This is a genomic window from Klebsiella sp. 10, from assembly GCF_018223925.1.
Lineage (GTDB): Bacteria > Pseudomonadota > Gammaproteobacteria > Enterobacterales > Enterobacteriaceae > Klebsiella > Klebsiella pneumoniae.
Map to the genome: position 1 here is coordinate 95,182 of NZ_JAGRRB010000019.1, position 18,582 is coordinate 113,763.

The following is an 18,582-nucleotide window of genomic DNA, read 5'->3' on the forward strand; positions in this document are numbered from 1 at the left end:
ACAACCCATGTGGTTACCCGGTGCATCTGATGTTTATTTGCGCAACGCGCGGCAGATCAGATGCGAGAGCAGCTCCAGCTGGCGCGCCAGTTCGATTGAGAGCCAAACATAGCCATGGACCGGGGTTTCCGCCAGGCCGTCATCACCCTGCTCTTTCAGCAGCTGGCGCAGTTCGAGGACGATCTCAGTCAGCTTTTCATTGTTGGCGCGCACAGGCTGAGGGTTCCCTTCGTACAGCGCGTGGGCGATGGACAACAGCGTCTGCTGGGTCATCTGCTGCGTCTCCCGCAGGGTGTGCGCATTGAGCATCACGAAGTGACCCGGACGCGTTGCCCACCAGGCGTTGATCTGCAGCTCCAGCATGCAGACGAGGTTGCGGCTGACGGTCTGGATAGCCTCGAAGATCGCCTTCTGGATGTGCGTCTCTTTGCTGGCGGGGGTGATCAGCCCGCGCATTTTAACCACGTCGTTCAGCGCCTGCTGGAGATGCTTTTCCAGCCGCGGTCGATCCACCAGATTTGGCGAGAAGCCGGCCTGGTAGAGGCGGTTAAAGTTGGTGACATAGCTGGCCATCTGGATGCGCCAGTGGATGAACGCCCGCTGCGGCCAGATGCCGGTAAACAGCATCGCCAGCAGCGAGCCGAAGATCACATCGCCGCTTCGCCACAGCGCGGTATGCATATCGCCGGGCGGCGCCCCGACCACCACCGACAGAGTAATGCCGATCAGCAGCGCCTGATAGGGTTTCTTGCCCAGCGCCAGCCAGCCGCAGAGGAACATCGCCGCCGCGCACCAGAGGACCATCAGCGGCAGGGAGATGAGCTCAAGCTTCAGCGCCACCAGCCCCAGCGCCGAACCGAGGATCGTGCCGCCGATACGCTGAAACGCCCGCGGCACGACGTTACCCCAGAAGGAGATCGGCCCCATCACCACCACCAGAGTGATGAGAGGCCAGGTTCCCTCAGGCACGTTCAGCAGCCGCACCAGCAAAAAGGTGAGCACAAAGGCCAGCGCAATCCGCACACCATGCACCACCCGATAATGGCGATACAAGCGGATCTCAAATGGCTTGAGTGATTTATCAGCGCGCACAACCCTCTCCGGCAAAACGAAAAGGCCAATTGTAACTGCTTTTTCGCCCGGAGCATGCCGGGAATGTAAAAAACCTTGTCCGAAACAGGGGTAAACCGCTACGACGCGACGCGCTCAACGGGAACATACATGTCGATATCCCAGTAGCCGTCGTGGTTGCCGTCGTTAAGATAGACCTCAAAGCAGGGCTGGGGGGCGATGCGATACGCCGTGCTCTGCTGCAGGCTGTCAAAAAACTGCATCCACGGGGTGGCGAAGTCGTACTCCACCACCCGCGCGCGGGCGCAGGCGTAATCCCCGCCGGCAATCGCCGCCAGGATCACCCCTTCGCTGTTGGCGGGAATGACATAATCCTCATCCACGGTGACCGCTGTCGCGCAGCGCAGTTTTTCCGCCGGCACTTCCTCCGGGTTATCGTAGTAGACGGCCACCCATTCGCGGGCGGGCACCTGGTGGTTCTCAACCCACATCATCAGTTGCTCAAACCCCTGCTTGACCGTGTGATCCCAGGGCCCGACCAGATGGAAACCGGCGATGGTTTTCTTGCCGAGGGTGGTGATGCTGTAGTTCATCTTGCCTCCTTTGGAGATAAATTGCTGTATGAATATACAGTTAATTTAACAGGAGATCCCCCCTCAGTATGTGCGCGAATTCACAGAGTCGCCACCACACTGCTGTAAAAACAGGCGCCTCGCCAGCACGAGCGACAGACGAAAAAAAACCGCCTGCAAAGAGGCGGTTGGCGTGGTTACAGCTCTTGATGCAGGTAATCGCTCATTCGCGAGAACACTCCGCCTTTATTGATGCTTTCGAGGGTGACCAGCGGATAGTGCCCCACCACCTTGTCGCCGTCATACAGTGAAATCTCGCCAACCCGCTGATTGGCGGCGATCGGCGCCTCAAGATCCTTCTTATCCAGCACATATTTCGCTTTAATGCGCGACACTTCCGCCTTCGGCAGGGCTAACCAGAAATCCTGATCGGTGCCGAGCTTAATCTGCTCTTTATCGCCGTACCAGATACGCTCGGTGCCGACCTTCTGCCCCTTCTGTAGCACCTGCACGGTGTCGAAGTTCTGCTGCCCCCAGTGCAGCAGTTTAGCGGCCTGCTGCTCGCGGCCTTTCGGACTGTCCGCCCCCATCACCACGGCGATCAGCCGGCGCTGGCCATCCACCGCCGAGGCGATCAGGTTGAACCCGGCGCCCGAGGTGTGGCCGGTTTTCAGGCCATCGACGTTCATGGTTTTATCCCACAGCAGACCGTTACGGTTTTGCTGGGTGATCCCGTTCCACGTCAGGCTTTTCTGGCTGTACATGTGGTAGACGTCTGGTTCGCCATGAATAATCGCCCGCGAGAGCACCGCGAGGTCATAGGCCGAACTGTGCTGGCCCGGGGCGTCGAGGCCGTGGACGGTTTCGAAATGGGTGTCCCGCAGGTGCAGTTTTTCGACATACTGATTCATCAGGGCGACAAACTGCGGCTGGCCGCCGGCGACATAGTCGGCCAGCGCGACGCAGGCGTCGTTACCGGAGTCGACAATCAGCCCGCGGCTGAGGTCGCGGACGCTGACGCGATCCCCTGGCTTTAAGAACATCAGCGATGACCCGTCGAACACCGGGTTGCCCTTCGCCCAGGCGTCTTTACCCACGGTGACGATATCGTCAAAGGTGATACGATGGCTGTCGATGGCGCGATCGACCACGTAGCCGGTCATCAGTTTGGTCAGACTGGCAGGATTGCGCTGCTGATGTTCGTTACCCGCGGTCAGGACCTGACCGGTGGTGTAATCCATCAGCACCCAGGAGCCAGCCTGAATGGAAGGCGGCGCGACCGTAGCAGGTAAGTCGACGGCAAATGCGCAGGAAACGCTCGAAGCGAGCAAAGATACAGCAATAAACAAACGGCCTTTCAACGGCATATCCTCTAGATTTACAGATCCGCCGTCCTTTTTACGGAACTTCGCGTTTCATATCAGGGTTTAATTGCAAGAAAATATGACACAGCAGAGGAAGTTGCTTGCCGCGACCCTTCTGATGACCGGGCAAATCGTTTACCATACCGGTCGCACGCCACCACGGATAATGAACAGACTATGCAAGATAGCGTCAACCAGCCCGGATTTTTATTCCACGATTATGAAACCTTCGGCACCAGCCCTTCCCTCGACCGGCCGGCGCAGTTCGCCGCCATCCGCACCGACGCGGAGCTGAATGTGCTCGGCGAGCCCGAAGTGTTTTACTGCAAACCCGCTGACGATTACCTGCCGCAGCCGCAGGCGGTGATGATCACCGGGATCACGCCGCAGGAAGCGCTGGCCAAAGGGGATAATGAGGCCGCGTTTGCCCGCCGCATCCACGATCTGTTCACGGTGCCGCAAACCTGTATCGTCGGCTATAACAACGTGCGCTTTGATGACGAAGTGACGCGGAATATCTTCTATCGCAACTTCTATGACCCTTATGCCTGGAGCTGGCAGCACGATAACTCGCGCTGGGATCTGCTCGACGTGATGCGCGCCTGCTATGCCCTGCGCCCGGAAGGGATCGCCTGGCCGGAGAATGACGAGGGTTTGCCCAGCTTCCGGCTTGAACATCTGACCGTCGCCAACGGTATTGAACACCAGAACGCCCATGACGCGATGGCCGATGTGTACGCCACCATCGCCATGGCGAAGCTGGTGAAAACCCGGCAGCCGCGGCTGTTTGATTATCTCTACAGCCACCGCAATAAGCGCAAGCTGGCGACGCTCATCGACGTGCCGCAGATGAAGCCCCTGGTGCATGTCTCCGGCATGTTTGGCGCCGCGCGCGGCAACACCAGCCTGGTGGCGCCCCTGGCCTGGCATCCGGAAAACCGCAATGCGGTGATTATGGTCGATCTGGCGGGCGATATGGCGCCGCTGCTGGAACTGGATGCCGATGCCCTGCGCGAGCGGCTTTACACCCCGCGCGCCGAGCTTGGCGATCTGCCGGCGGCGCCGATTAAGCTGGTACATTTAAATAAATGTCCGGTACTGGCCCAGGCCAATACCCTGCGCCCGCAGGATGCCGACCGGCTGGGGATCTCTATTCAGGGCTGTCTGGAGAACGCCCAGCTGCTGCGGGCGAATCCGCAGGTGCGGGAGAAAGTGGTGGCGGTCTATGCCGAAGCCGAGCCGTTCGTGCCGTCCGAAAACGTCGACGCCCAGCTGTACAATGGGTTCTTTAGCGATGCCGACCGCGCGGCGATGAAAATCGTGCTGGAAACCGAACCGCGCAATCTGCCGGCGCTGGATATCACCTTCGCCGACCAGCGTATCGAACGCCTGCTGTTTAACTACCGGGCGCGCAACTTCCCCGGCACGCTCGATGAACATGAGCAGCAGCGCTGGTTAGAGCACCGTCGTCAGGTGTTTACGCCGGCGTTTTTGCAGGCCTATGCCGATGAGCTGCAGATGCTGTATCAGCAGTATGCGGATGATAAAGAGAAGCTGGCGCAGCTGAAGGCGCTGTGGCAGTACGTGCAGGATATTGTCTGATTGGCTGAAATTCCCGGGTTGCGGCTAACGCCTTACCCGGGCTACAAACTCAGTTGGGTGTCCAACTTTTGGGGGCAGTCCAGCAGCGCCGCCGGGTATTGCGTCCCCAGTTCACGCTTACCTTTTTGCCCGGTGGCGGCTTCGCCTTACCGGGCCTGGGCGCTGGTACCAGAGTAGCCCGGGTAAGACGCCTCGCGTCGCACCCGGGAACGTTGCTTAGCTTTTCGCGCGGCTGGCGATGATTTCATCCGCCACATTACGCGGCGCTTCCGCGTAATGGTGGAACTCCATGCTGTAGGTTGCTCGTCCCTGCGACATCGAGCGCAGCGTGGTGGAATAACCAAACATCTCCGCCAGCGGCACGTCGGCGCGGATGATCTGGCTGCCGAAGCGCTCTTCCATCCCCTGCACCATCCCGCGACGGGAAGAGAGATCGCCCATAATATTCCCGGCGTACTCTTCCGGCGTCTCCACCTCGACGTGCATCACCGGCTCAAGGATCACCGGATCCGCTTTGCGCGCGCCTTCCCGGAAGCCAAAGATCGCCGCCATGCGGAACGCCATCTCCGAGGAGTCCACGTCGTGGTACGACCCAAAGGTCAGGGTCGCTTTCACGTCAACCACCGGATAACCCGCCAGCACGCCGGTGCCCATCGCTTCGCGCAGCCCTTTCTCCACGGAGGGGATGTACTCGCGCGGCACCACGCCGCCTTTGGTGGCGTCCTCGAAGACGAAACCGCTGCCCGGCTCCAGCGGCTCCAGGGTCAGCACAACGTGCCCGTACTGCCCTTTGCCGCCGGACTGGCGCACAAATTTGCCTTCCACGTCCGTCACTTTCTTGCGCAGGGTTTCGCGGTAGGTGACCTGCGGACGGCCAATGTTGGCCTCGACGCCAAACTCGCGCTTCATCCGGTCGACAATGATCTCCAGATGCAGCTCACCCATGCCGGAGATAATCGTCTGGCCGGACTCTTCATCGGTATGCAGACGGAACGACGGATCTTCCGCCGCCAGCCGCTGCAGCGCGATGCCCATTTTCTCCTGGTCCGCTTTGGTCTTCGGCTCGATGGCCAGCGAAATCACCGGCTCCGGAAACTCCATCCGTTCGAGGGTAATCACCGCATCCGGATCGCATAACGTATCGCCGGTGGTCACATCCTTCAGACCGACGCAGGCCGCGATATCCCCGGCGTGCAGTTCGTCAACTTCGTGACGGTCGTTGGCCTGCATCAGCACGATACGCCCGATGCGCTCTTTCTTACCCTTCACCGGGTTCCACACCGCATCGCCTTTCTTCAGCGTCCCGGAGTAGACGCGGATAAAGGTCAGCTGGCCGACGTAGGGGTCGGTCATCAGTTTGAACGCCAGCGCCGACAACGGCTCATCGTCGCTCGGATGGCGTTCCGCCGGCTGGCCTTGCTCATCGACGCCCTGTATCGCCGGAATATCCAGCGGCGATGGCATCAGCTCCACCACCGCATCGAGCATGCGCTGCACACCTTTGTTTTTAAAGGCGCTACCGCAGAGCACCGCCTGGATCTCTCCCTTCACCGTGCGCTGGCGCAGACCGGCGACGATTTCCGCCTCGTCCAGCTCACCGGTTTCCAGGTATTTATCCATCAGCTCATCGCTGGCTTCCGCCGCCGCCGAGACCATTTTCTCCCGCCACTGCTGCGCCGTCGCCAACAGCTCGTCAGGGACTGGCCCATAGCTGAAGGTCATGCCCTGGGTGGCGTCATCCCACAGGATGGCGCGCATTTTCACCAGGTCGACGACGCCGGTGAAATGCTCTTCAGCGCCAATGGGGATCACAATCGGCACCGGGTTAGCCTTCAGGCGGTCGATCATCATCTGCACCACGCGGAAGAAGTCCGCCCCCGGGCGGTCCATCTTGTTGACGAAGGCCAGCCGCGGAACGTGGTATTTATTCGCCTGGCGCCAGACGGTCTCCGACTGGGGCTGCACCCCGCCGACGGAGTCGTACACCATCACCGCGCCGTCGAGCACGCGCATAGAACGTTCCACCTCAATGGTGAAATCCACGTGCCCCGGGGTGTCGATGATATTGATCCGGTGCGGCTCGAAGCTGCGGTCCATCCCCGGCCAGAAGCAGCTTACCGCCGCCGAGGTAATGGTGATCCCGCGCTCCTGCTCCTGGGCCATCCAGTCGGTGGTTGCCGCGCCATCGTGTACTTCACCCAGCTTATGGCTCATCCCGGTATAAAACAGGATGCGCTCGGTGGTGGTGGTTTTACCGGCATCGATATGCGCGGAGATACCGATGTTGCGATAACGTTCGAGAGGGATGGGTCGGGGCATGATGCGTCCTTAGTCGTTTTGACGGTCAGTCTGCGGTCGGAATGATCCGCAGTTCATTTAACTGCGTCTATCTTAGTACAACTGTACGAGTATATTCGAACTATTTTTGCTATCATTACGATTGGGCAGGTTGCGGCGGCGCGCGTGGTATCAGAACCGGAGTTTGGGTATAGTAGCCGCCAGCCGCCGATATGGGCTGCGGCTGCGATGCGCCGCGCCACCGCCGACACAGGATTATTATGATCGCCAATCACCCCGAACGAGAACAAATTCGCCTGGAAAATGTCCTTTCCGCGCTCGGAAACCCGCTGCGACTGGAGATCATTCGTACGCTGGCCGACGGCAGCGAGCTGAGCTGCAACGCCCTGCGCCAGGAGGAGGTGGCCAAGTCCACCATGACCCACCACTGGCGCGTCCTGCGCGACAGCGGTGTGATCTGGCAACGGCCTCAAGGACGGGAGAACATGATTTCGCTGCGCCGGGAAGATCTGGACGCCCGTTTTCCCGGCCTGCTGGATACGCTGCTGAAAGTTATGGTGCAGGCAGGATAAGCTCTTCTGCCGGGTGGCGCTTCGCTTACCCGGCCTACATAACCATTAAATTTCAGAAGGTTAACCATCACCGTAGGCCCGCGCAAGCGCAGCGCCGCCGGGCAAAAGATATCGCACCGAGCCAAACGAAAAAAAAGCCGGAGGTTTCCCTCCGGCTTTTCTCAATCACATCACGCTACGCCTTACGCCACGTCTTCGTACTGCGGCACCGGGTTGCGGAAGCTTTTGGTCACGCAGGCCAGATAGACCAGACCGATACCGGCCCAGATCAGGCCCAGAATCATCGAGCTCTCTTCCAGGTTGACCCACAGCGCGCCAACGGTCAGGGCGCCGCACATCGGCAGGAACAGATACTGGAAGTGGTCTTTCAGCGTCTTGTTGCGTTTCTCACGGATCCAGAACTGGGAAATCACCGACAGGTTTACGAAGGTAAACGCCACCAGCGCACCAAAGTTAATCAGTGCCGTCGCCATCACCAGGTCGAAGTTAATCGCCAGCAGCGCAATCGCGCCGACCAGGATGATGTTCATCGCCGGAGTGCGCCAGGTCGGGTGCACGTAGCCGAAGAAGCTTTTCGGGAACACGCCGTCGCGGCCCATCACGTACATCAGACGCGCCACGCCAGCGTGCGCCGCCATACCGGACGCCAGTACGGTGATGGTGGAGAAGATCAGCGCGCCAACCTGGAAGGCTTTACCTGCCACGTAGAGCATAATTTCCGGCTGTGACGCATCCGGATCTTTAAAGCGCGAGATATCCGGGAAGTACAGCTGCAGGAAGTAGGTGGCAAAGATGAAGATCAGGCCGCCGATCAGCGCGGTCAGGAAGATCGCGCGCGGAATGACGCGCTCTGCATCTTTGGTCTCTTCAGACAGGTTGCTGATGCCGTCGAAACCGGTAAACGAGAAGCACAGGATCGTCGCCCCGGTAATCATCGGGATCACGTGCGCGTCACCGGACCAGAACGGACGGCTGCTGGCCAGCGTACCGGCGCCCTCGCCTTCAAACACGCCATAAATCACCATGCCGAGGATAACGGCGATCAGCACCACCTGCAGCACCACGATCACGGTGTTGAAGTTGGCCACGGATTTAATGCTGCGCAGGTTAAAGGCGGTCATAAAGGCGACCAGCGCGATAACAAACACCCACGACGGAATCGAAGGCACCAGTGCTTCAAAATAGATTTTCGCCAGCAGAATGTTGATCATCGGCGCGAACAGATAGTCGAGCAGCGAGGACCAACCCACCATAAAGCCAACGGTCGGGCTGATGGATTTCTGCGCATAGGTATACGCCGAGCCGGCAGAAGGGTAACGACGTACCAGCTTGCCATAGCTCAGGGCAGTAAACAGGATAGCGATTAACGCAAAGGCGTAGGCCGTCGGCACGTGACCGTCGGTCATACCAGAGACGATACCAAACGTATCGAACAGCGTCATCGGCTGCATATAGGCCAGGCCCATCATTACAACCGGAACTAACGTAAGCGTTTTACGTAATTCCACGCGAGAGGTATTTGGAGTAGCGTTATGCGACATAGTTATCCCCTTTTACGGTGAACGCCAGCGCGTAAGCAAAAAATTGCCCCATTTCTTTCTATTCCTCAGCGACAACGACTGTCGGTTTTTAGTAAATATCTATCCGGTACGAAGCCCGGCCTCTTGGTATTGAATGATGTGTCTTTCGACCAAAAAAATAACCGACACTTTAAAAAAAAGCGTCGGCTAGTCTCTGGTTTTCAGGCCGCATATTTTGCAACAAATTCAACGGCGTTGACAAGATGTTATGAAGTTCATTGCGTAAGCATAATTTTTAACGTGCTAATATCTATACGGTTTCCGTATGATAAATTGTAAAAATAGCACTATTTGCTAATAGCGTTTCCCGCCACCATTTGCCAGCCAAACCGCAGGTGGCGTCATTCCAGGCGATCCACGCGCGTTGACGAGGCGACAGCCCGCGCACGGTCATGCAGACCAGCTCGCCGCTGTCCAGCAGACCCTGCACCTGATAGCGCGGCAGGCACCCCCAGCCCAGCCCCAGGCGCAGCAGCGCCAGCTGCCCCGCGGCGTCACACACCGTCAGGGTCTCCTGATCGCTGAGTAGCGCCCCGCCCTCGCCAGTGGCCACCGCCCGGTAACGGCGCAGGGTTCGCCAGCTTAGCGGTGCGCGGTGTCGCGCCAGCGGATGCTGTGGGGCAACGACCAGCAGCAGCTCCAGCTCGCCGAGGGGGAGATAGTCATAACCGCTCAGCGGCGGCGGCTCGCCGAGCGCCCCCAGCAGCAGATCGGCCTGCCCGTCAGTCAGCGGCCGCCAGTCCAGCAGGGAGGGGTTCAGCGTGAAGTGCAGCCGGGTCAGCGGCTGTTGTTGATAAAATGCAGCGATTGGCGGCGAGAGCAGCGCCACGGGAAAGGTGCTGTCCACCGCCAGACGAAGGCTATTCTCCCACCCCTGCTGCAGCTTAACCGCCCGGTTCTCCAGTTCGCGGGCGATATGCAGCACCTCCCGCCCTTTCTCCAGCAGCATCTGTCCGCTGGGGGTAAAGCGCGCGCGATGGCCGCTGCGGTCGAGCAGCTGAATATTGAGATCGCTTTCCAGGCGGTGAATGGTGTAGCTCAGCGCCGAGGGCGTTTTAAAGAGCTTTGCCGACGCCGCGGCAAAGCTCCCCTCTTTTTCCAGGGCATCCAGGATCACGAGGACATCCAGCAGTGGTTTCATCGCTACCCCCTTACGGTATGCGAATCACCGCTGGCGGATCACTCCATCGGCATCACCAGCGGATCGGGGTACTGGTACTCAAACCCCAGCTCATTGCAGATACGATTGCCATCCACAATCTTGCCCTGGCCGCCGCCCGGGCTGTCGCTGAACACCGGCGGCGGCAGACCGAGCTCGCGGGCCATCTGCGGATAAAAGAGGCCGCGCGCCGGATGGCGGGGCGCACATAGATTATAGATGTGCCCGCCCTTCGGGGCCTGCAGCAGCAGTTCGATAGCGGCCACCACATCCTGCAAATGCACCAGATTGACCACGTGCTGGCCATCCGGCGCCGACTTGCCGGCGAAAAAACGTCCCGGATGACGGGAAGGCCCCACCAGCCCGGCCAGGCGCAGAATATCCACCGACGTCCCCGGCAGGTTGTGCAGCCAGTCCTCCAGCTCCTTGAGCACCTGTCCGCTGGCGGTTTGCGGCAGACGCGGGGAATTCTCCTTCACTGTACCGTTGACGTTGCCATACACCGAGGTGGAGCTGGTGAAGACGATCCGCGGAATATGGTACGCCAGCGCGGTATCGACGATCTCCTGCACCGCCTGTAGATAAAACCCTTCCCCTGCCCCGGTACGCCGGGCCGGCAGGGTGATCACCAGCGCATCGACGTTCATCAGCGCGTCGAGGTCCTCGGTATCACAGACCAGCTGCGGCTCCAGGCGCAGCGGATAGCTGTCGATCCCGCACATCCGCGCCGCCTCCACGCCATCCTGCGTAGTTTTACTGCCGGTAACCTGCCAGCCTCGCGCCGTCAACGACAGCGCCAGCGGCATCCCCAGCCATCCCAAACCGACTATCGCGACCTTTTTCATCCCAGGCTCCTGACTCTTTCGCTGTGCTGATTACAGGCTACGCCAGCCAGCGGCAACTGACAATTTCTTCGCTCAATATGAAATGAATTAATGATAGAAAAAAGCCCTTGCTTTCTGCGGCGGAAGTGGTTTAGGTTAAAGGACATCAAATGCATAGTCATTCACAGAGAATTTTTATGAACCGCGTTCAATTTAAACACCACCATCATCACCATCATCCTGACTAGTCTTTCAGGCGATGTGTGCTGGAAGACGTTTGGATCTTCCAGTGGTGCATGAACGCGCAGAGAGCCCCCGGAAGATTCACTTCCGGGGGCTTTTTTTTGGACCAAATTCGGACAGATTCAGACAGGTATTCAGAGGAAAAGAACAATGTTAGACAACACCCGTTTACGCATAGCTATTCAGAAATCAGGCCGTTTAAGCGAAGATTCACGCGAATTACTCAGCCGCTGCGGCATTAAAGTCAATTTGCACACCCAGCGTCTGATTGCGCTGGCGGAAAATATGCCAATCGATATTCTGCGCGTGCGTGATGACGATATCCCGGGCCTGGTGATGGACGGTGTTGTCGACCTCGGCATTATCGGCGAAAACGTGCTGGAAGAAGAGCTGCTCAGCCGCCGCGCCCAGGGCGAAGACCCGCGCTACTTCACCCTGCGCCGTCTCGACTTCGGCGGCTGCCGCCTGTCGCTGGCGACTCCGGTGGATGAAGCCTGGAACGGCCCGGCGGCGCTGGACGGCAAACGTATCGCCACCTCTTACCCGCACCTGCTGAAGCGCTACCTCGATCAAAAAGGTATCTCCTTTAAATCCTGTCTGCTGAACGGCTCCGTGGAAGTGGCGCCGCGCGCCGGCCTCGCCGACGCTATCTGCGACCTCGTCTCCACCGGCGCCACCCTGGAAGCCAACGGCCTGCGCGAAGTGGAAGTGATCTACCGCTCCAAAGCCTGTCTGATCCAGCGCGACGGCGAAATGGCCGACGCCAAACAGCAGTTGATTGACCGCCTGCTGACCCGTATTCAGGGCGTGATTCAGGCCCGCGAGTCGAAATACATCATGATGCACGCCCCGACCGAACGCCTGGAAGAAGTGGTTGCCCTGCTGCCGGGCGCCGAGCGGCCGACTATTCTGCCGCTGGCAGGCGACAAGCAGCGCGTGGCTATGCACATGGTCAGCAGCGAAACCCTGTTCTGGGAGACCATGGAAAAACTGAAGGCGCTGGGCGCCAGCTCCATTCTGGTGCTGCCGATTGAGAAAATGATGGAGTAATCGGCCAGCCGGTCACAGGACACACAGGGGAATACAATCATGAGCTTCAACACAATCATCGACTGGAACGGCTGTAGCGCAGACCAACAACAGCAACTCTTAACGCGCCCGGCAATTTCCGCCTCCGACAGCATCAGTAAAACGGTGACGGAGATCCTCGATAACGTCAAAGCCAACGGCGACGCGGCGCTGCGCGAATACAGCGCGAAGTTTGATAAAACCACCGTCGCCGCGCTGCAGGTGAGCGAGGCGGAGATCGCCGCCGCCGGTGAACGCCTCAGCGACGAGCTGAAGCAGGCGATGGCGGTGGCGGTGAAAAACATCGAGACCTTCCACAACGCGCAGCAGCTGCAGGCGGTGGATGTCGAAACGCTGCCGGGGGTGCGCTGCCAGCAGGTCACCCGCCCTATCGCCTCCGTCGGGCTGTACATCCCGGGTGGCTCGGCGCCGCTGTTCTCCACGGTGCTGATGCTGGCGACGCCGGCGCGCATCGCCGGCTGTCAGCAGGTGGTGCTCTGCTCGCCGCCGCCGATTGCCGATGAGATCCTCTATGCCGCACAGCTGTGCGGCGTAAAAACCATCTTTAACGTCGGCGGCGCCCAGGCCATCGCTGCCCTCGCCCTCGGTACCGAGTCGGTGCCGAAGGTGGATAAAATCTTTGGCCCGGGCAACGCTTACGTCACGGAAGCCAAACGCCAGGTCAGCCAGCGTCTGGACGGCGCAGCCATCGACATGCCGGCCGGCCCGTCGGAAGTGCTGGTCATCGCCGACAGCGGCGCCAACCCGGACTTTGTCGCCTCTGACCTGCTGTCGCAGGCGGAACACGGCCCGGACTCGCAGGTGATCCTCCTGACCCCGGACGCCGACATGGGCAGCCGCGTCGCCGAAGCCGTGGAGCGCCAGCTGGCCGCCCTGCCGCGCGCCGAAACTGCCCGCGTGGCGCTCTCCGCCAGCCGGATCATCGTGGCCCGCGATCTGGCGCAGTGCGTGGCTATTTCCAACCTGTACGGCCCGGAGCACCTGATCATTCAGACCCGTCAGGCCCGCGAGCTGGTGGACAGCATCACCAGCGCCGGTTCCGTTTTCCTTGGCGACTGGTCACCGGAATCCGCGGGCGACTACGCCTCGGGCACCAACCACGTCCTGCCGACCTATGGGTATACCGCCACCTGCTCAAGCCTCGGCCTGGCCGACTTCCAGAAGCGGATGACCGTGCAGGAGCTGTCGCGCGACGGCTTTGCCGCCCTCGCCTCAACGATTGAGATCCTGGCCGCCGCCGAGCGCCTTGACGCCCACAAAAACGCCGTAACGCTGCGCGTTGCCGCCCTGAAGGAGCAAGCATGAGCATTGAAGATTTAGCCCGCGCCAACGTCCGCGCGCTGACCCCGTATCAATCCGCTCGCCGGCTGGGCGGCAAAGGCGACGTATGGCTCAACGCCAACGAATTCCCTACCGCCGTAGCCTTCCAGCTTACCGAACAGACGCTGAACCGCTATCCGGAGCCGCAGCCGAAGGCCGTGATTGAGAGCTACGCCCGCTACGCCGAGGTCAAACCGGAGCAGGTGCTGGTCAGCCGCGGCGCCGACGAAGGCATCGAGCTGCTGATCCGCGCCTTCTGTGAGCCCGGCGAAGACGCGGTGCTCTACTGCCCGCCGACCTACGGCATGTACAGCGTCAGCGCCGAGACCATCGGCGTCGAGTGCCGCACTGTGCCGACGCTGGCCGACTGGCAGCTCGACCTGCCGGGCATCGAAGCGCGGCTGGACGGCGTGAAGGTGGTCTTCGTCTGCAGCCCGAACAACCCGACCGGGCAGATTATCGACCCGCAGTCGATGCGCGATCTGCTGGAGATGACCCGCGGCAAAGCCATCGTGGTGGCCGACGAAGCCTATATTGAATTCTGCCCGCAGGCGACGCTCGCCGGCTGGCTCAGCGACTATCCGCACCTGGTGGTGCTGCGCACGCTGTCCAAAGCCTTCGCCCTCGCCGGCCTGCGCTGCGGCTTCACCCTCGCCAACGCCGAGGTGATTAACGTGCTGCTGAAAGTGATCGCCCCGTACCCGCTCTCCACGCCGGTGGCCGATATCGCCGCCCAGGCCCTGAGCCCGGAGGGGATCGCCGCGATGCGCCAGCGCGTGGCGCAGATCCTTGACGAGCGGCGCTACCTGGTGGAACAGCTGCGCGGCATCGCCTGCGTGGAGCAGGTCTTCGATTCCGAGACCAACTATATCCTGGCGCGGATAACCGCCTCCAGCGCGGTGTTTAAATCTTTGTGGGATCAGGGCATTATCTTACGTGACCAGAATAAACAACCTTCATTAAGCGGCTGTTTGCGTATCACTATCGGTACCCGTGCCGAGAGCCAGCGCGTGATTGACGCCTTGACTGCGGAGAATGTATGACCCAGAAGTATCTCTTTATTGACCGTGACGGCACCCTGATTTCCGAACCACCGGAGGATTTCCAGGTGGACCGGTTCGACAAGCTGGCGTTTGAGCCGCAGGTGATCCCGGCGCTGCTTAAGCTGCAGCAGGAAGGCTATAAGCTGGTGATGATCACCAATCAGGATGGTCTGGGGACGGACAGCCTGCCGCAGGAAGCGTTTGATGGCCCGCACAACCTGATGATGCAGGTTTTCGCCTCGCAGGGCGTCAATTTCGAAGAGGTGCTGATTTGTCCGCACTTCCCGGGCGACAACTGCGCCTGCCGCAAGCCGAAAACTCAGCTGGTGCTGCCGTGGCTGGAAGAGGGTGTGCTGGATAAATCCCACAGCTATGTGATTGGCGACCGGGCCACCGACCTCGAGCTGGCGGATAACATGGGGATTACCGGCCTGCGCTATGACCGTGAGACCCTGGACTGGCCGACCATCTGCGAGCAGCTGACCCGTCGCGACCGCTATGCCCACGTCGAGCGCATCACCAAAGAGACCCAGGTGGATGTGAAAGTGTGGCTGGACCGCGAAGGCGGCAGCAAGATCCACACCGGCGTCGGCTTTTTTGACCATATGCTCGACCAAATCGCCACCCACGGCGGCTTCCGCATGGAGGTTAACGTCGGCGGCGATCTGTACATCGACGATCACCACACGGTGGAGGATACCGGCCTGGCCCTCGGCGAAGCCCTGAAGCTGGCGCTTGGCGACAAACGCGGCATTAACCGCTTCGGCTTCGTGCTGCCGATGGACGAGTGTCTCGCCCGCTGCGCGCTGGATATCTCCGGCCGGCCGCACCTGGAGTATAAGGCGGACTTCACCTATCAGCGCGTCGGCGATCTGAGCACCGAGATGGTGGAACACTTCTTCCGCTCGCTCTCCTACACCATGGCGGTGACCCTGCACCTGAAAACCAAGGGTAAGAACGATCACCACCGCGTGGAGAGCCTGTTCAAAGCCTTTGGCCGTACGCTGCGCCAGGCGATCCGCGTCCAGGGCGATGCCCTGCCGTCTTCCAAAGGGGTGCTGTAATGAATGTGGTGATCCTTGATACCGGCTGCGCCAACCTCAATTCGGTGAAATCGGCGATTGGCCGCCACGGCTATGAGCCGGTGGTCAGCCGCGATCCGGAAGTGGTATTGCGTGCCGATAAACTGTTTCTTCCCGGCGTCGGCACCGCCCAGGCGGCGATGGATCAGCTGCGCGACCGGGAGCTGATCGACCTGATCAAAGCCTGTACCCAGCCGGTGCTGGGGATTTGCCTGGGCATGCAGCTGCTCGGCAAGCGCAGCGAGGAGAACAACGGCGTCGATCTGCTGGGCATTATCGAACAAGAGGTGCCGAAGATGACCGACCACGGTCTGCCATTGCCGCACATGGGCTGGAACCGGGTGTATGCCAAAGCTGGCGATCGGCTGTTCCGCGGCATTGAAGAAGGCGCGTATTTCTACTTCGTGCACAGCTACGCCATGCCGGTCAACCCGTACACCATCGCCCAGTGCAATTACGGCGAGGCGTTCACCGCCGCGGTGCAGAAAGATAACTTCTTTGGCGTGCAGTTTCACCCGGAGCGCTCCGGGAGCGCCGGGGCGCAGCTGCTGAAAAACTTCCTGGAGATGTGATGATTATTCCTGCTTTAGATTTAATCGACGGCACCGTCGTTCGTCTCCATCAGGGCGATTACGGCCAGCAGCGCGACTATGGCAGCGATCCGCTGCCGCGCCTGCAGGCCTATGCCGCTCAGGGAGCGGAAGTCCTGCACCTGGTCGATCTGACCGGGGCGAAGGATCCGGCGAAACGCCAAATCCCGCTGCTGAAATCGCTGGTCGCCGGGGTTGACGTCCCGGTACAGGTTGGCGGCGGTGTGCGGACCGAAGCGGATGTCGCGGCCCTGCTTGAGGCCGGCGTCGCCCGCGTGGTGGTCGGCTCCACCGCGGTGAAATCCCCGGAGGAAGTGAAAGGCTGGTTCAAACGCTTTGGCCCAGAACGGCTGGTGCTCGCCCTCGACGTGCGTATCGACGCCGACGGCAATAAGCAGGTGGCGGTCAGCGGCTGGCAGGAAAACTCCGGCGTGACGCTGGAGGAGCTGGTGGAAAGTTATCTGCCGGTCGGCCTGCAGCACGTGCTGTGCACCGATATCTCCCGCGACGGCACCCTGGCAGGCTCTAACGTCTCGCTGTACGAGGAAGTCTGCGCCCGCTACCCGCAGGTGGCGTTTCAGTCATCCGGCGGCATCGGCGATCTCAATGATATTGCCGCCCTGCGCGGCACCGGGGTGCGCGGCGTGATTGTCGGCCGCGCGCTGCTGGAAGGTAAATTCAACGTAACGGAGGCCATTCAATGCTGGCAAAACGGATAATCCCCTGCCTCGACGTCCGCGACGGCCAGGTAGTGAAAGGCGTGCAGTTCCGTAATCACGAGATCATTGGCGACATCGTCCCGCTGGCCAAGCGCTATGCCGACGAAGGGGCCGACGAACTGGTGTTCTATGATATCACCGCCTCCAGCGACGGTCGGGTGGTCGACAAGAGCTGGGTGTCGCGGGTGGCGGAAGTAATCGATATTCCTTTCTGCGTGGCGGGCGGGATCAAGTCGCTGGAAGACGCGGCGCAGATCCTCTCCTTCGGCGCCGATAAGATCTCGATTAACTCCCCTGCTCTCGCCGACCCGACGCTGATCACCCGCCTTGCCGACCGCTTTGGCGTGCAGTGCATCGTGGTGGGGATTGATACCTGGTTTGACGCAGAGACCGGCAAGTATCACGTCAACCAGTATACCGGCGATGAGAGCCGCACCCGGGTGACGCAGTGGGAAACCCTCGACTGGGTGGAGGAAGTGCAGAAGCGCGGCGCAGGCGAGATCGTTCTCAATATGATGAACCAGGACGGGGTGCGCAACGGTTACGACCTGCAGCAGCTGGCGAAGGTTCGCGCGGTGTGCCACGTCCCGCTGATCGCCTCCGGCGGCGCGGGCACTATGGAACACTTCCTCGAAGCCTTCCGCGACGCCGACGTTGACGGCGCGCTGGCGGCCTCGGTATTCCACAAACAGATTATTAATATTGGCGAACTGAAAGCGTACCTGGCGGCACAGGGCGTGGAGATAAGGGTATGTTGACTGAACAGCTGGACTGGGAAAAAACGGACGGCATGATGCCGGCCATCGTGCAGCACGCCGTATCCGGCGAAGTGCTGATGCACGGCTACATGAACAAGGAGGCGCTGGAGAAAACCGAAGCCACCGGCAAGGTCACCTTTTACTCGCGCACCAAGCAGCGGCTGTGGACCAAGGGTGAAACCTCGGGCCATGTCCTCAATGTAGTGAGCATCACGCCGGACTGTGACAACGATACGCTGCTGGTGCTGGTAAACCCGATCGGGCCGACCTGCCACAAAGGCACCACCAGCTGCTTCGGCGAAACCGGCCACCAGTGGCTGTTCCTTTATCAGCTGGAGCAACTGCTGGCCGAGCGTAAACACGCCGACCCGGAGAGCTCCTACACGGCAAAGCTGTACGCCAGCGGCACCAAGCGTATTGCGCAGAAAGTGGGGGAAGAAGGCGTGGAGACCGCGCTGGCCGCCACCGTGAACGACCGCTTCGAGCTGAAGAATGAGGCGTCTGACCTGATGTATCACCTGCTGGTGCTGCTGCAGGACCAGGGGCTGGATCTCGGGGAAGTGATTGATAATTTAAGAGCACGGCATAGGTAATATAAGACATGGCGGTTATAAAACCGCCATTAATTACTCTTTCTAAATGAACCCTTCACGCAGCCCTCGAAATACTCCCCCAATATCCTTTACAACCTAATAT

At 60.3% G+C, this 18,582-nt stretch carries 19 protein-coding genes and 1 other annotated feature; of the genes, 11 read left to right on the plus strand and 8 right to left on the minus strand.

Features of this window, described 5'->3' with window-relative positions; all coding sequences use genetic code 11:
- Window positions 1–33 precede the first annotated feature (33 nt).
- The 3 genes from KHQ26_RS22055 to dacD form a co-directional block, all read right to left on the minus strand.
- On the minus strand, window positions 34–1,092 hold the full coding sequence (locus tag KHQ26_RS22055) for an FUSC family protein (protein ID WP_002911885.1): 1,059 nt from the start codon (window positions 1,090–1,092) through the stop codon (window positions 34–36).
- A 98-nt stretch (window positions 1,093–1,190) separates the two neighbouring features.
- Window positions 1,191–1,664 (minus strand): DNA gyrase inhibitor SbmC, encoded by a 474-nt coding sequence (sbmC, locus tag KHQ26_RS22060; protein WP_020804146.1) that lies wholly within the window; start codon window positions 1,662–1,664, stop codon window positions 1,191–1,193.
- Window positions 1,665–1,840: 176 nt separating this feature from the next.
- Window positions 1,841–3,004, minus strand: coding sequence for a serine-type D-Ala-D-Ala carboxypeptidase DacD (gene dacD, locus KHQ26_RS22065; protein ID WP_029497101.1), 1,164 nt, complete (start codon window positions 3,002–3,004; stop codon window positions 1,841–1,843).
- 180 nt (window positions 3,005–3,184) lie between these two features.
- On the opposite strand from dacD, the gene sbcB reads away from it, so the two are divergent.
- The gene (sbcB, locus tag KHQ26_RS22070; RefSeq protein ID WP_020804141.1) at window positions 3,185–4,609 is read left to right on the plus strand and encodes an exodeoxyribonuclease I; all 1,425 of its coding nucleotides are present in this window, start codon (window positions 3,185–3,187) and stop codon (window positions 4,607–4,609) included.
- Window positions 4,610–4,825: 216 nt separating this feature from the next.
- Here the strand turns inward: sbcB and fusA are convergent, their stop codons facing one another.
- Window positions 4,826–6,928 (minus strand): elongation factor G, encoded by a 2,103-nt coding sequence (gene fusA, locus KHQ26_RS22075; protein WP_020804128.1) that lies wholly within the window; start codon window positions 6,926–6,928, stop codon window positions 4,826–4,828.
- A gap of 239 nt (window positions 6,929–7,167) precedes the next feature.
- On the opposite strand from fusA, the gene KHQ26_RS22080 reads away from it, so the two are divergent.
- The gene (locus tag KHQ26_RS22080; RefSeq protein WP_002912109.1) at window positions 7,168–7,479 is read left to right on the plus strand and encodes an ArsR/SmtB family transcription factor; all 312 of its coding nucleotides are present in this window, start codon (window positions 7,168–7,170) and stop codon (window positions 7,477–7,479) included.
- 182 nt (window positions 7,480–7,661) lie between these two features.
- On the opposite strand, the gene plaP is transcribed toward KHQ26_RS22080, so the two are convergent.
- The 4 genes from plaP to KHQ26_RS22100 all read right to left on the minus strand — a co-directional run bounded on the left by plaP (window position 7,662) and on the right by KHQ26_RS22100 (window position 11,063).
- A complete protein-coding gene (gene plaP, locus KHQ26_RS22085) occupies window positions 7,662–9,020 on the minus strand; it encodes a putrescine/proton symporter PlaP (RefSeq protein WP_004148994.1) in 1,359 nt (452 codons plus the stop codon).
- Window positions 9,010–9,072 (minus strand): membrane protein YoeI, encoded by a 63-nt coding sequence (gene yoeI / locus KHQ26_RS26340; protein WP_096335043.1) that lies wholly within the window; start codon window positions 9,070–9,072, stop codon window positions 9,010–9,012. Before yoeI ends, plaP begins: the two co-directional genes overlap by 11 nt.
- A gap of 237 nt (window positions 9,073–9,309) precedes the next feature.
- A complete protein-coding gene (locus KHQ26_RS22095) occupies window positions 9,310–10,200 on the minus strand; it encodes a LysR family transcriptional regulator (RefSeq protein ID WP_004184781.1) in 891 nt (296 codons plus the stop codon).
- 38 nt (window positions 10,201–10,238) lie between these two features.
- The gene (locus tag KHQ26_RS22100; protein ID WP_019724960.1) at window positions 10,239–11,063 is read right to left on the minus strand and encodes an SDR family oxidoreductase; all 825 of its coding nucleotides are present in this window, start codon (window positions 11,061–11,063) and stop codon (window positions 10,239–10,241) included.
- Window positions 11,064–11,239: 176 nt separating this feature from the next.
- Between KHQ26_RS22100 and hisL the strand changes: the two genes are divergently transcribed.
- The 9 genes from hisL to hisIE all read left to right on the plus strand — a co-directional run bounded on the left by hisL (window position 11,240) and on the right by hisIE (window position 18,479).
- Window positions 11,240–11,290 carry a his operon leader peptide gene (gene hisL, locus KHQ26_RS22105; protein WP_004899375.1) on the plus strand — a complete coding sequence of 17 codons (51 nt, stop codon included), beginning with the start codon at window positions 11,240–11,242 and terminating at the stop codon, window positions 11,288–11,290.
- Window positions 11,266–11,388, plus strand: a sequence feature (His leader region). It overlaps the preceding gene by 25 nt.
- 47 nt (window positions 11,389–11,435) lie before the next feature.
- Window positions 11,436–12,335: an ATP phosphoribosyltransferase gene (gene hisG, locus KHQ26_RS22110; protein ID WP_002912152.1), complete on the plus strand. Its 900-nt coding sequence runs from the start codon at window positions 11,436–11,438 to the stop codon at window positions 12,333–12,335.
- A 39-nt stretch (window positions 12,336–12,374) separates the two neighbouring features.
- Entirely contained in the window at window positions 12,375–13,679 is a 1,305-nt protein-coding gene (hisD, locus tag KHQ26_RS22115; RefSeq protein WP_023287820.1) for a histidinol dehydrogenase, read from the plus strand.
- Window positions 13,676–14,737 carry a histidinol-phosphate transaminase gene (hisC, locus tag KHQ26_RS22120; protein ID WP_020804148.1) on the plus strand — a complete coding sequence of 354 codons (1,062 nt, stop codon included), beginning with the start codon at window positions 13,676–13,678 and terminating at the stop codon, window positions 14,735–14,737. The genes hisD and hisC overlap by 4 nt, the downstream gene beginning before the upstream one ends.
- Window positions 14,734–15,801: a bifunctional histidinol-phosphatase/imidazoleglycerol-phosphate dehydratase HisB gene (gene hisB, locus KHQ26_RS22125; protein WP_016529437.1), complete on the plus strand. Its 1,068-nt coding sequence runs from the start codon at window positions 14,734–14,736 to the stop codon at window positions 15,799–15,801. The genes hisC and hisB overlap by 4 nt, the downstream gene beginning before the upstream one ends.
- Window positions 15,801–16,391, plus strand: a complete 591-nt coding sequence (hisH, locus tag KHQ26_RS22130; RefSeq protein ID WP_020804123.1) for an imidazole glycerol phosphate synthase subunit HisH — start codon at window positions 15,801–15,803, stop codon at window positions 16,389–16,391. The genes hisB and hisH overlap by 1 nt, the downstream gene beginning before the upstream one ends.
- A complete protein-coding gene (gene hisA, locus KHQ26_RS22135; protein ID WP_004175272.1) occupies window positions 16,391–17,128 on the plus strand; it encodes a 1-(5-phosphoribosyl)-5-[(5-phosphoribosylamino)methylideneamino]imidazole-4-carboxamide isomerase in 738 nt (245 codons plus the stop codon). The genes hisH and hisA overlap by 1 nt, the downstream gene beginning before the upstream one ends.
- On the plus strand, window positions 17,110–17,886 hold the full coding sequence (gene hisF / locus KHQ26_RS22140) for an imidazole glycerol phosphate synthase subunit HisF (RefSeq protein WP_004180497.1): 777 nt from the start codon (window positions 17,110–17,112) through the stop codon (window positions 17,884–17,886). The genes hisA and hisF overlap by 19 nt, the downstream gene beginning before the upstream one ends.
- The gene (hisIE, locus tag KHQ26_RS22145; RefSeq protein ID WP_004144136.1) at window positions 17,880–18,479 is read left to right on the plus strand and encodes a bifunctional phosphoribosyl-AMP cyclohydrolase/phosphoribosyl-ATP diphosphatase HisIE; all 600 of its coding nucleotides are present in this window, start codon (window positions 17,880–17,882) and stop codon (window positions 18,477–18,479) included. The genes hisF and hisIE overlap by 7 nt, the downstream gene beginning before the upstream one ends.
- The last annotated feature ends 103 nt before the right edge of the window (window positions 18,480–18,582 follow it).